The organism is Pseudomonas sp. PDM15, assembly GCF_014851565.1.
Lineage (GTDB): Bacteria > Pseudomonadota > Gammaproteobacteria > Pseudomonadales > Pseudomonadaceae > Aquipseudomonas.
In genome coordinates, this window is sequence record NZ_JACVAA010000002.1 from 704,334 (window position 1) to 716,349 (window position 12,016).

Consider the following 12,016-nt stretch of genomic DNA (forward strand, 5'->3'; position numbering starts at 1 on the left):
CGCTCACGCATGAAGCCATCCCGCCTGTTCCTCGGCCTGCTCGGCGCCCTGCTGGCCCTGGCCATTGTCCTCGGCAGCCTGCCACAGCTCAGCATCAAGCTGCCGCAGACCCTGCAGCCGCTGTGGTGGGGCCTGCTGCTGGCGCTGCTGCTGATCGCCGGCCTGGACGCCGCCTGGCTGCGCCGCCTACCGTCGCCGCGCCTGGAGCGCCAGCTGCCCGGTAACCTGCCACTGGGCCGCTGGAGCGAGGTGCGCCTGACCCTGCACCACGACTATCGCCAGCCGCTGGCCGTGCAGGCCTTCGATCATTTGCCCGAGCACATGGACTTCGAGTTCCTGCCACAGCAGGTGGAGCTGCATCCGGGCGAGCAGACCGAGTTCGGTTACCGGGTACGCCCGCTCAAGCGCGGGCACTTCCGCTTCCCGCGCTGCGAACTGCTGCTACCCAGCCCGTTGCGCCTGTGGCAGTCGCGCCGCTTCATCGACCAGGTCAGCGAGACCCGCGTCTACCCGGACTTCGCCCGTCTCTACGGCGCCCAGCTGATGGCGGTGGACGACTGGCTCAGCCAGATGGGCGTGCGCCAGCGCCAGCGCCGTGGCCTCGGCCTGGAGTTCCATCAACTGCGCGAATTCCGTGATGGCGACACCCTGCGCCAGATCGACTGGAAAGCCACCGCGCGCAAGCGCACACCAATCGCCCGCGAGTATCAGGACGAGCGCGACCAGCAGATCGTCTTCCTGATCGACTGCGGCCGGCGCATGCGTAGCCAGGACGACGAGCTGTCGCACTTCGACCACGCCCTCAACGCCTGCCTGCTGCTCAGCTACGTGGCCCTACGCCAGGGCCACGCGGTGGGTCTGGCGACCTTTGCCGGCGATCAGGACCAGTACGTCGCACCGGTCAAGGGTCAGGCCCATATCAGCAGCCTGCTCAACGCCGTGTACGCCCTCGATAGCACCCGACGCCCGGCCGACTACGCGGCGGCGATCAACGCCCTGCTCGCCCGCCAGCGCCGCCGCGCCCTTGTAGTGCTGGTGACCAACCTGCGCGACGAGGACGATGAGGAGCTGCTCGGTGCAGTCAAGCGCCTGGGCCGCCAGCATCGCGTGCTGATCGCCAGCCTGCGCGAAGAAGTGCTGGATCGCCTGCGCCACACCCAGGTGCAGGACTACGAGCAGGCCTTGGCCTACTGCGGCACGATCGATTACCTGAATGCCCGCGCCGGCCTGCACGAGCGCCTGCTGGCTCACGGCGTGCCGGTGCTGGATGCCAGGCCGAACGAGCTGGGGCCGGAACTGGTCGGGCGTTATCTGGCCTGGAAGAAGGCCGGGGTTCTGTAGCCCGGACCAGGGCGGAGATCGGCCTCAGCCGATCAGAATGATCGCCCAGACCAGGGTGATCACCGCCAGGGAGGTGAGCTGCGCGGCGCTACCCATGTCCTTGGCGTTCTTAGACAACGGATGGCGGTCCAGGGAGATGCGGTCGATAGCCGCCTCGATCGCCGAATTGAGCAGCTCGACGATCAGCGAGAGCATGCTCACCGCCACCATCAGCGCCCGTTCCACGGGGCTCACGTCGAGCCAGAAGGCCAGCGGCACCAGTACCACGTTGAGCAGTACCAGCTGGCGGAAGGCGGCTTCGCCGATGAAGGCCGCGCGCAGGCCGTCGAAGGAATAGCCGGCGGCGTTGAGGATACGTTTTAGGCCGGTCTGGCCCTTGAATGGCGACATGAAGAACTACTGTCCTGTGCAATGAAGGTCGGCACCTTAGAGGCCGCGCCGTCAAAAATGCGTGAAGGGCTATTGCCCGGGAATCGATTCCATCTGCTGCAGCAACAGCGCCGCCTGGGTGCGGGTACGTACGCCCAGCTTGCGGAAGATGGCGGTGACGTGAGCCTTGATGGTGGCCTCCGACACGCTCAGCTCGAAGGCGATCTGCTTGTTCAGCAGCCCCTCGCAGACCATGGTCAGTACGCGGAACTGCTGCGGCGTCAGGCTGGCCAGGCCGGCGCTGGCCGCCTTGGCCTCCGCCGACACGCTGACCGCGGCGAACGCCTGCGGCGGCCACCAGGCATCGCCGTTGAGCACCTGGCGCACGGCCTGCTGAATGGTCTCCAGCGAACTCGACTTGGGGATGAAGCCACTGGCGCCGAACTCGCGGGAGCGCGCCACCACGGCCGCTTCTTCCTGGGCCGAGATCATCACCACCGGGATCTGCGGGTACTGGCCACGCAGCAGCACCAGCCCGGAAAAGCCGTAGGCGCCCGGCATGTTCAGATCGAGCAGGACCAGGTCCCAGTCGCTCTTCTCACCCAGGCAGGCTTCCAGTTCGGCGATGCTGGCCGCCTCGACCAGACGTACCTCGGGACCAAGGCCCAGGGTCAGCGCCTGCTGCAGGGCGCTGCGAAACAGGGGATGGTCGTCGGCGATGAGAATCTCGTAAGCGGCCATGTGCTTTCCTGTTGTTGTTGTCGAGCGGGCTAGCGAGGCGGCGCCCAGCATGCCGAGCCGTGACGGGGTGGTCAAGTTCCGTGCTTTGCGGCAAAGTCGCCAGCTTTTCCTGCCGAGATGCACCATGCGAAGCCAAGCCCTGCGCGCCGATCTGTTGATGCTGCTGACCGCGATGATCTGGGGCTCCGCCTTCGTCGCCCAGCGCCTGGGCATGGATGCCATCGGCCCCTTCCTCTATACCGGCCTGCGCTTCACCCTCGCCACCCTGGCCCTGCTGCCGCTGGTGCTCTGGCTGGGCAGCCGCGATAGCGCCCACAAGCCCGCCCCGCTCAATCGAGGCCTGCTGCTCGGCGGCCTGGCCATGGGCCTGGCGCTGTCGCTGGGGATCAACCTGCAGCAGGTCGGCCTGCTGTTCACCAGCGTCACCAATTCCGGCTTCATCACCGGACTCTACGTCATCGTGGTGCCGCTGCTCGGTCTGTTCATCGGCCATCGCACCGGCACCGGTACCTGGCTGGGGGCCGGCCTGGCGGTGGCGGGCATGTTTCTGCTCAGCGTCGGCGAAGGTTTCCAGGTGGCTTCCGGCGACTGGCTGCAACTGGCCGGCGCCTTCGTCTGGGGTGTGCACGTACTGCTGGTGAGCTTCTTCGCCAGTCGGCATGACTCGCTGCGCCTGGCCCTGCTGCAGTTCGCCACCTGCGCGGTACTCAGTCTGATCCTGGCGGTGGTGTTCGAGGAAATCCGCCTGGACGCGATTCTCGCCGCCGGCCCGGCCATCCTCTATGGCGGCCTGCTCGGCGTGGCCGTCGGCTTCACCCTGCAGGTGGTGGCGCAGAAGCACGCGATCGCCTCCCACGCCGCCATCATCCTCTCGCTGGAGGCAGTGTTCGCCGCCATCGCCGGCGCCCTGCTGCTCGGCGAGGCGCTGGCGCTGAAGGGCTACTTCGGCTGCGCGCTGATGTTCGCCGGCATGCTGCTCGCCCAGCTGTGGCCAAAAAGGGCCTGAGAACCTTCCAAGGCCTGCTGCGCGTCGGCCATGCGTTGTTGGAGAATGGCTCGGGCGCTCGTTTACCCTATGTAAACTCCGCGTCCTCGTCCCTTCTCCACCTAGCCTGGCTCTAGCTCGCGAGGCCTTACAGGTCCGAGGGTTCTACAGGAAGGGCTTGAGCGCCTGGTGTGCCGGGCTCTGCTCGTCCAGCACGCGGCGGTGCTTGGCACCCAGGTAGTGCTCGGTAAACAGGTCCAGCCAGGAATCCAGCGCCACCGCTGCCTGCGGCTCGCCGGCGAGTTCCAGACACAGCGCGGCCACCTCGGCGGTGCACAGGTGCTCCTCGCGCTTGGAGCGGCGCAGGCGATAGCGCGACAGCTGTTCCGGCCTCAGGCTGAGCACCGGGAAACGGTTCAGGTAGGGACTCTTGCGGAACATCTTGCGCGCCTCGGTCCAGGTGGCGTCGAGCAGGATGAACAGCGGCCGCTTGCCTGTCGCCAGCGGCGGCAACTCCTCGATCACCCGCTCGGGTTCGGCGTACTCGCCGGGAAACACCACGCAGGGTGCGTACTGCGGATCGTCCAGCAACGCCAGCAGACGCGGATCGACCGCGGTGCGCTGCCAGCCAAAAGCATGAGTGTCGGCCACCAGATCGGCTATCAGCCAGCCGGTATTGCTCGGCTTCAACGCCTCCACGTCGTACATCAACAGGCACACACCGGCCTGCACCTCGACCTTGGGCCGCCAGGCACACAGGCAGTAGCTGGGGATCACCCGGCAGCCGGGGCAACGCTCGGAGCGCGAGCCACGGGACACGAAGGGCTTGAGGCTTCGCGCCAGGCGCTCGGCGCGCAGGCGGGCGACGGCATGGCTCATGACGGACTCCACGGGAAAGGCGCGCAGTCTACTCTCGCCGTCGGCACGGGGTAAGATGGGCGCCTGCTGAACCGGGGCAAGGAGCGCCGGTCGAAGGCAGCATCGTTTATCTGGAGATCACCATGCCCCGCCTTATCGCCCTGTTCGCCCTCGCCGCTTTCCTGCCCGCCGCCCAAGCCGCCTCGCTGCAGGAACACGAGCTGACCAAGATGCTCGAGCAGGTGGCCAAAGAGAGCAGCGCCGGCACGCCACGGGCGATCAACGAGGACATCCTCGACCAGGGCTATACGGTGGAAGGCAACGAACTGGTCAACCATCTCAGCGTGCGCCAGGGCCACGCCCAGCAGATGCGCGCGAATCCGGACACGGTGCGCCAGCAACTGGCAGCCAGCGTGTGCAACAACCAGGGCTACCTGCGCCTGCTGGGCAGTGGTGCGGTCCTGCGCTACCAGTTCAGCGAATACAAGAGCAACCGCCCGGTCGCCGTCGAGCGTTTCGCCAAGGCCGACTGCGGCCTGCAGTAACCTCAGCCCTTGCTGCGCCGCTGCTCGCCGTCGGCCCTGAGCTCGGCCAACAGCGCCTGCATATAGCTGGAGCGGCGCACACCGCCCTCCAGTCGTCGCAAGCATTCCTCCTCCAGGCTCAGATCGTTGGTTTGCGCCGCCCGCACCAGCATGCGGTACAGCTCCAGATCCACCTCCAGCGTCAGCTTGGGCATACCTGCCTCTCCCCTTTCCAGGCGCCGTACCCGGCGCATGCATCGCTACCTGCAAGTAAATCAGAGGCGCATCGCCGCTCACTCTCAACGGACGAACGGCGCCACGCGCTTTGCCCGTCAAAGCGTCATGCCACGGGCCATACTCTCAGCAGGGCCTTGCGCCACAGGGAGTAGCAGCGGGCCTGCCTCAGCAGAAGGAGATGTCTATGCCTTATGAACCGGATGACTACCTGTCCCGGCACTTCCATACCAGCGGTATCGACCTGACCAGCAAAGTGGAGGAGCTGGCCGCCCTCGTGGTTCCCGCGAACAGTCCCAACCTGCCCCTCTACCAGGAGATGCTCACCACCGTGATCCGCATGGCCCAGGCCGATCGCAATAGATGGGACGCCAAGATCATGCTGCAGACCCTGCGCGAGATGGAGCTGGCCTTCAGCACCCTCGAACAGTTCAAGCGCCGCCGCAAGGTCACGGTCTTCGGCTCGGCCCGCACACCGACCGACCACCCCGTCTACACCCTGGCCCGCGATCTGGGCCGCACCCTGGCACGCCTCGACCTGATGGTGGTCACCGGTGCCGGTGGCGGCGTGATGGCCGCCGCCCATGAAGGCGCCGGGCTGGAAAACAGCCTGGGCTTCAACATCACCCTGCCGTTCGAGCAGGGCGCCAACGCCACCGTGCATGGCACCGGCAACCTGCTGTCGTTCCACTTCTTCTTCCTGCGCAAGCTGTTCTTCGTCAAGGAAGCCGACGCCCTGGTGCTCTGCCCCGGCGGCTTCGGCACTTTGGACGAAGCGCTGGAAGTGATGACCCTGGTGCAGACCGGCAAGAGCCCGCTGGTGCCCATCGTTCTGCTCGACGAGCCGGACAGCAATTACTGGGGCGAGCTGCTGCGCGTCATCCGCGACCAGCTGCAGGAGCGCCACTACATCCTGCCCAGCGACATGCATCTGGTGCGCCTGGTGCACAGCGCCGAAGAGGCCGGCCAGGAGATCGCCCGTTTCTACCGCAACTATCACTCCTCGCGCTGGCTCAAGGGCCAGTTCGTGATCCGCATGAACCACCCACTTAGCGAAGCCGCCATGCGGGTGCTGAACAAGGAGTTCGCCGATCTGTGCCTAAGTGGTGATTACCAGCAGCAGACGGCCAGTGAGAAGGAGCGCGACGAGCCGGAACTGTTCGACCTGCGCCGCCTGGCGTTCCACTTCAACGCCCGCGACCATGGGCGCCTGCGCGAGCTGGTGGACTTCATCAACCTGCCACAGAACTGGGCCCAGAACGGCTGAACGAAAAAACGGAGCCCGGAGAGGGGAAAACTCCGGGCTCAAGGGGAAGTCAGTCGAGACTGGCGCCGCGTAGCAGGCGACCAATCTGTTCCTGGGAGAAACCACGGTAGGCGAGAAAGCGCGCCTGCTTGGCCTTCTCGCGCATATCCACCGGCAGTTGGCCGGCGAACTTGCGCTGCCACAGCTCACGCAGCTGCTCGCCCCAATCGACACCGGTCTCGCTCAGCGCCTGCTCGATATCGGGCCTGGGCAGGCCGCGCTGAGCCAGCTCCTCGCGGATGCGCAGTGGGCCGTAACCGGCGCGGCCACGGCTGGCGACGAAACTCTCCAGATAGCGGGCCTCTGACAGCAATCCCTCCTCCGTCAGACGGTCGAGGGCGCTGTCGATCAGCTCCTGCGGCGCGCCGCGCTGGCGCAACTTGCGCACCAGCTCGACCCGCCCATGCTCCCGGCGGGCCAGCAGGTCCATGGCGACCCGGCGCACGGCGACCGGGTTATCGAGCATGCCACTCACGGAGCGTTCCATGACTCAGACGAGCCTGATCAGGCGTCCAGGTCAGCCGTTTCGTCGGCATCCGCCTCGACCGCGCCACGGGCGGCGGAATCGACCAGCAGCTTCTCGCGGATGATCTTCTCGATGGCGCCGCCCACTTCCGGATTGTCTTCCAGGTACTTGGCGGCATTGGCCTTGCCCTGGCCAATCTTGTTGCCCTGGTAGCTGTACCAGGCACCGGACTTCTCCACCAGACCGAGCTGCACGCCCAGGTCGATGATCTCGCCGGTGCGGTAGATGCCCTTGCCGTACATGATCTGGAATTCGGCCTGACGGAACGGCGGAGCCACCTTGTTCTTCACCACTTTGACGCGAGTCTCGCTGCCGACCACCTCGTCGCCTTCCTTCACCGCGCCGGTACGGCGGATATCCAGGCGCACGGAGGCGTAGAACTTCAGGGCGTTACCGCCGGTGGTGGTTTCCGGGTTGCCGAACATCACACCGATCTTCATGCGGATCTGGTTGATGAAGATGACCAGGCAGTTGGCGTTCTTGATGTTGCCGGTGATCTTGCGCAGCGCCTGGCTCATCAGGCGGGCCTGCAGGCCGACGTGGGCATCGCCCATCTCGCCTTCGATCTCGGCCTTGGGCACCAGGGCAGCCACGGAGTCGACGATGATCACGTCAACCGCGTTGGAGCGCACCAGCATGTCGGTGATTTCCAGAGCCTGCTCGCCGGTGTCCGGCTGCGAGACCAGCAGGTCGTCGACATTGACGCCCAGCTTGCCGGCGTAGTCCGGGTCCAGCGCGTGTTCGGCGTCGACGAAGGCGCAGGTGGCGCCGGCCTTCTGGGCCTCGGCGATGACCGACAGGGTCAGTGTGGTCTTACCCGAGGATTCCGGACCGTAGATCTCGACGATACGGCCCTTCGGCAGACCGCCGATGCCGAGCGCGATGTCCAGGCCGAGGGAGCCGGTGGAAATGGCTGGAATCGCCTGGCGCTCGTGGTCGCCCATGCGCATCACGGCACCCTTGCCGAACTGCTTCTCGATCTGACCCAGGGCTGCCGCCAACGCGCGCTTCTTGTTCTCGTCCATTTCCATCCTCACGTGATCAAAGGGAGCCGTTCGCTCGCCAACAACTGTATAAGTAGACAGTAGTATTCCATAAGGCAAGTCGCTCGCCTACCCCCGCTCGGGATTTTCTCCTGCCGCCAGTCGGAGCAATCCCTCCAGGGCCCATTGCACCGTCTGCCGCCTCACGGACTCGCGGTCACCGGTGAACTGGCAGCGCTCGGCGAAGCACCGTTCACCATCGGCCCAGGCCAGCCACACGGTACCGACCGGTTTCTCCGGCGAACCGCCACCGGGGCCGGCAACACCGCTGACCGCCACCGCAAAACGCGCACCGCTGCGCTGCCGGGCGCCAGCGGCCATGGCCTCCACCACTTCGCGGCTTACCGCGCCAACGCGCACGAACAACTCCGGCGAGACGCCCAGCTGCGCGGTCTTCTGCGTATTGGAATAGGTGATGTAGCCGGCCTCGAACCAGGCCGAGCTGCCGGCAATGCGGGTGATAGCCTCGGCGATGCCGCCACCGGTACAGGACTCGGCGGTGCTCACTTGAGCTCTCAGCCCTTGCAGCGCTGCGCCCAGCCGCTCGGCCAACTGCGTGATGGAATCCATATGTTCTCCGGGGTGAAACGGGCAAGGGCGATACCCTACACTACGCGCTTTTGCGATTTCAGCCGGACCGAACAGCATGAGCGATTTGTCAGCCCACACACCGATGATGCAGCAATACTGGAAGCTGAAGAACCAGCACCCGGACATGCTGATGTTCTACCGCATGGGCGACTTCTACGAGCTGTTCTACGAGGACGCCAAGAAGGCCGCGGCCCTGCTCGACATCACCCTCACCGCCCGCGGCCAGTCGGCCGGCCAGGCGATCCCCATGGCTGGCATCCCCTTCCACTCGGCCGAAGGCTACCTGGCTCGTCTGGTGAAGTTCGGCGAGGCGGTGGCGATCTGTGAGCAGATCGGCGACCCAGCCGCCAGCAAGGGGCCGGTTGAACGCCAGGTGGTGCGCATCATCACCCCCGGCACCATCAGCGACGAGGCCTTCCTCGACGAGCGCCGCGACAACCTGGTCGGCGCCATCCTCGGCGACGAGAAGCTGTTCGGCCTGGCCGTGCTGGACATCACCAGCGGCCGTTTCAGCGTGCAGGAGATGAAAGGCTGGGAGAACCTGCTGGCCGAACTGGAGCGCCTGAGCCCGGCCGAGCTGCTGATCCCCGACGACTGGCCCCAGGGCCTGCCGATCGAGAAGCGTCGCGGCGTACGCCGTCGTGCGCCCTGGGACTTCGAGCGTGACAGCGCGCGCAAGAGCCTGTGCCAACAGTTCGGAGTGCAGGACCTCAAGGGCTTCGGTTGCGAAGGCCTGACCCTGGCCATCGGCGCCGCCGGCTGCCTGCTGGTCTACGCCAAGGAGACCCAGCGCACCGCCCTGCCACACCTGCGCAACCTGCGCCATGAGCGTCTGGACGATACCGTCATCCTCGACGGCGCCAGCCGGCGCAACCTGGAGCTGGACACCAACCTCGCCGGTGGCCGCGACAATACCCTGCAGTCGGTGGTCGATCGCTGCCAGACCGCCATGGGCTCGCGCCTGCTGACCCGCTGGCTGAATCGTCCGCTTCGCGACCGTTACGTGCTGGAAGCGCGTCAGGAAGCTATCGCCTGCTTGCTCGACCGCTATCGCTTCGAACTGCTGCAGCCGCAACTCAAGGACATCGGTGACGTCGAGCGCATCCTAGCCCGCATCGGCCTGCGCAACGCCCGCCCACGCGACCTGGCACGTCTACGTGACGCCCTCGCTGCGCTGCCGCAACTGCAAAGCGCGATGGCCGAACTGGATGCCCCGCACCTGACCGAGCTGGCGGTGAACATCCGCACCTACCCGGAACTGGCCGACCTGCTGGCCCGCGCCATCATCGACAACCCGCCGGCGGTGATCCGCGACGGCGGCGTGCTCAAGACCGGCTACGACGCCGAGCTGGACGAGCTGCAGTCGATCAGCGAGAACGCCGGCCAGTATCTGATGGACCTGGAGGCGCGCGAGAAGGAGCGCACCGGCCTGGCCAACCTCAAGGTCGGCTACAACCGCGTGCACGGCTACTTCATCGAGCTGCCCAGCAAGCAGGCCGAGTCGGCCCCGGCCGACTACATCCGCCGCCAGACTCTGAAGGGCGCCGAGCGCTTCATCACCCCGGAGCTGAAGACCTTCGAGGACAAGGCGCTGTCGGCCAAGAGCCGCGCCCTGGCCCGCGAGAAGCAGCTGTACGAGGAGCTGCTGGAGCTGCTGATCGCCCAACTGGCGCCGCTGCAGGACACCGCCGGCGCACTGGCCGAACTGGATGTGCTGGCCAACCTGGCAGAGCGCGCCCTGAATCTCGACCTCAATCGCCCACGCTTCGTCGATGAGCCCTGCATGCGCATCGACCAGGGCCGTCACCCGGTGGTCGAGCAGGTGCTGGAGACGCCGTTCGTCGCCAACGACCTCGGCCTCGACGACGGCACCCGCATGCTGATCATCACTGGCCCGAACATGGGCGGTAAGTCCACCTACATGCGCCAGACCGCCCTGATCGTACTGCTGGCCCATATCGGCAGCTACGTGCCGGCGGCCGCTTGCGAGCTGTCGCTGGTGGACCGCATCTTCACCCGTATCGGCTCCAGCGACGACCTGGCCGGTGGACGCTCCACCTTCATGGTGGAGATGAGCGAGACTGCCAACATCCTGCACAACGCCACAGACCGCAGCCTGGTGCTGATGGACGAAGTGGGCCGCGGCACCAGTACCTTCGACGGCCTGTCGCTGGCTTGGTCGGCCGCCGAGCACCTGGCCAAGCTGCGCGCCTGGACGCTGTTCGCCACCCACTACTTCGAGCTGACCGTACTGCCGGAAAGCGAGCCGGTGGTGGCCAACGTGCATCTGAACGCCACCGAGCACAACGAGCGCATCGTCTTCCTCCACCACGTACTGCCTGGCCCGGCCAGCCAGAGCTACGGCCTGGCAGTGGCACAACTGGCCGGCGTACCCGGCCCTGTGATCCAGCGCGCCCGCCAGCATCTGGCTCGTCTGGAGACCACCAGCCTGCCCCACGAATTACCACGCAGCGAACCCGGCCAACCAGGCGCACCGATGCAGAGCGACATGTTCGCCGCCCTACCCCACCCGGTTCTGGAGGAATTGGGCAAGATCAATCCCGATGATCTGACACCGCGCCGCGCCCTGGAGCTGATATATACATGGAAGACGCGCAGCTAACGCCCGCCGGCTCAAGCTGTTAGAATCGCGCGCATTTTTACGACTGCCCGGTTTACAGCCTGAGCCGCGGCCAATACCGAGCGCCTGCAAACCCGCACAGATTGGGTCAGGCCGCCGCCCGAGGAGAGAATCAGAGATGACCTTCGTCGTTACCGACAACTGCATCAAGTGCAAATACACCGACTGCGTGGAAGTCTGCCCGGTAGACTGCTTCTATGAAGGCCCGAACTTTCTGGTGATCCATCCGGACGAGTGCATCGACTGCGCCTTGTGCGAGCCGGAATGCCCGGCCCAGGCCATCTTCTCCGAGGACGAGGTACCGGAGAACATGCAGGAGTTCATCGAGCTCAACGCCGAGCTGGCGGAAGTCTGGCCGAACATCACCGAGAGAAAGGAAGCGCTGCCGGACGCCGAGGAATGGGATGGCGTGAAGGACAAGCTGCCGCAACTGGAGCGCTAAGCCCCAGAACGCAAAAGGCCCGCTGCATGCGGGCCTTTTCGTTTCTGCCTTTTCTACAGGCAAAAAAAGGGGCGGTGATTAGCCGCCCGCTCTTTCTTCCCTACTCCCTGAGAATCCTTTCATCATCCTGATGAACTGCATCCTGCAGTGGCTCCCTGGTCGCCGTCCTGGCTCCCGTGCCTTCTCCCTAGGCACGGCTTCATATTAGCGTTTCACCGCAGCCGAGCAAGGCCTCCCTCGGCCAGCAAACACCCTCGCCATAGCTCAGAATAAAATTTTAAACGCTTTAAAATCAGTAGCTTAGCCAGAATCCACAGATAAGAATGCATCGCAACCAATGCATTTTTCCTGCTATCTCTTACACGCCATGTAAGCAATGACTTACATGGGCAAGCAATAAAAAGCCCGGCTGGTG

13 protein-coding genes are annotated in these 12,016 nt (G+C 65.5%); 6 read left to right on the forward strand and 7 right to left on the reverse strand.

Annotated features, from left to right (window positions below):
- The first annotated feature begins 9 nt into the window (after window positions 1-9).
- A complete protein-coding gene (locus IB232_RS07420; RefSeq protein ID WP_192397872.1) occupies window positions 10-1,341 on the forward strand; it encodes a DUF58 domain-containing protein in 1,332 nt (443 codons plus the stop codon).
- A 24-nt stretch (window positions 1,342-1,365) separates the two neighbouring features.
- Here IB232_RS07420 and IB232_RS07425 read toward each other — a convergent pair whose 3' ends face one another.
- Window positions 1,366-1,731 (reverse strand): diacylglycerol kinase, encoded by a 366-nt coding sequence (locus tag IB232_RS07425; RefSeq protein WP_192397873.1) that lies wholly within the window; start codon window positions 1,729-1,731, stop codon window positions 1,366-1,368.
- A 69-nt stretch (window positions 1,732-1,800) separates the two neighbouring features.
- Window positions 1,801-2,451 carry a response regulator transcription factor ErdR gene (gene erdR / locus IB232_RS07430; protein WP_192397874.1) on the reverse strand — a complete coding sequence of 217 codons (651 nt, stop codon included), beginning with the start codon at window positions 2,449-2,451 and terminating at the stop codon, window positions 1,801-1,803.
- A 124-nt stretch (window positions 2,452-2,575) separates the two neighbouring features.
- On the opposite strand from erdR, the gene IB232_RS07435 reads away from it, so the two are divergent.
- Entirely contained in the window at window positions 2,576-3,457 is an 882-nt protein-coding gene (locus IB232_RS07435) for a DMT family transporter (RefSeq protein WP_192397875.1), read from the forward strand.
- Between the two features lie 144 nt (window positions 3,458-3,601).
- Here the strand turns inward: IB232_RS07435 and IB232_RS07440 are convergent, their stop codons facing one another.
- Window positions 3,602-4,315, reverse strand: coding sequence for a tRNA-uridine aminocarboxypropyltransferase (locus IB232_RS07440; protein ID WP_192397876.1), 714 nt, complete (start codon window positions 4,313-4,315; stop codon window positions 3,602-3,604).
- 122 nt (window positions 4,316-4,437) lie between these two features.
- On the opposite strand from IB232_RS07440, the gene IB232_RS07445 reads away from it, so the two are divergent.
- Window positions 4,438-4,839 carry a quorum-sensing-regulated virulence factor family protein gene (locus IB232_RS07445; RefSeq protein ID WP_137971240.1) on the forward strand — a complete coding sequence of 134 codons (402 nt, stop codon included), beginning with the start codon at window positions 4,438-4,440 and terminating at the stop codon, window positions 4,837-4,839.
- Between the two features lie 2 nt (window positions 4,840-4,841).
- Here the strand turns inward: IB232_RS07445 and IB232_RS07450 are convergent, their stop codons facing one another.
- Window positions 4,842-5,033, reverse strand: coding sequence for a hypothetical protein (locus IB232_RS07450; RefSeq protein WP_137971239.1), 192 nt, complete (start codon window positions 5,031-5,033; stop codon window positions 4,842-4,844).
- A gap of 206 nt (window positions 5,034-5,239) precedes the next feature.
- Here IB232_RS07450 and IB232_RS07455 point away from each other — a divergent pair, with 206 nt between their 5' ends.
- Window positions 5,240-6,319 (forward strand): LOG family protein, encoded by a 1,080-nt coding sequence (locus IB232_RS07455; protein ID WP_192397877.1) that lies wholly within the window; start codon window positions 5,240-5,242, stop codon window positions 6,317-6,319.
- Between the two features lie 49 nt (window positions 6,320-6,368).
- On the opposite strand, the gene recX is transcribed toward IB232_RS07455, so the two are convergent.
- The 3 genes from recX to IB232_RS07470 all read right to left on the reverse strand — a co-directional run bounded on the left by recX (window position 6,369) and on the right by IB232_RS07470 (window position 8,497).
- A complete protein-coding gene (gene recX / locus IB232_RS07460) occupies window positions 6,369-6,824 on the reverse strand; it encodes a recombination regulator RecX (RefSeq protein WP_412547717.1) in 456 nt (151 codons plus the stop codon).
- A gap of 38 nt (window positions 6,825-6,862) precedes the next feature.
- A complete protein-coding gene (gene recA, locus IB232_RS07465; RefSeq protein WP_043308566.1) occupies window positions 6,863-7,909 on the reverse strand; it encodes a recombinase RecA in 1,047 nt (348 codons plus the stop codon).
- Between the two features lie 87 nt (window positions 7,910-7,996).
- On the reverse strand, window positions 7,997-8,497 hold the full coding sequence (locus tag IB232_RS07470) for a CinA family protein (protein WP_192397879.1): 501 nt from the start codon (window positions 8,495-8,497) through the stop codon (window positions 7,997-7,999).
- Window positions 8,498-8,573: 76 nt separating this feature from the next.
- Between IB232_RS07470 and mutS the strand changes: the two genes are divergently transcribed.
- Window positions 8,574-11,141: a DNA mismatch repair protein MutS gene (gene mutS / locus IB232_RS07475; RefSeq protein ID WP_192397880.1), complete on the forward strand. Its 2,568-nt coding sequence runs from the start codon at window positions 8,574-8,576 to the stop codon at window positions 11,139-11,141.
- Window positions 11,142-11,277: 136 nt separating this feature from the next.
- Entirely contained in the window at window positions 11,278-11,601 is a 324-nt protein-coding gene (gene fdxA / locus IB232_RS07480; protein WP_137971234.1) for a ferredoxin FdxA, read from the forward strand.
- The last annotated feature ends 415 nt before the right edge of the window (window positions 11,602-12,016 follow it).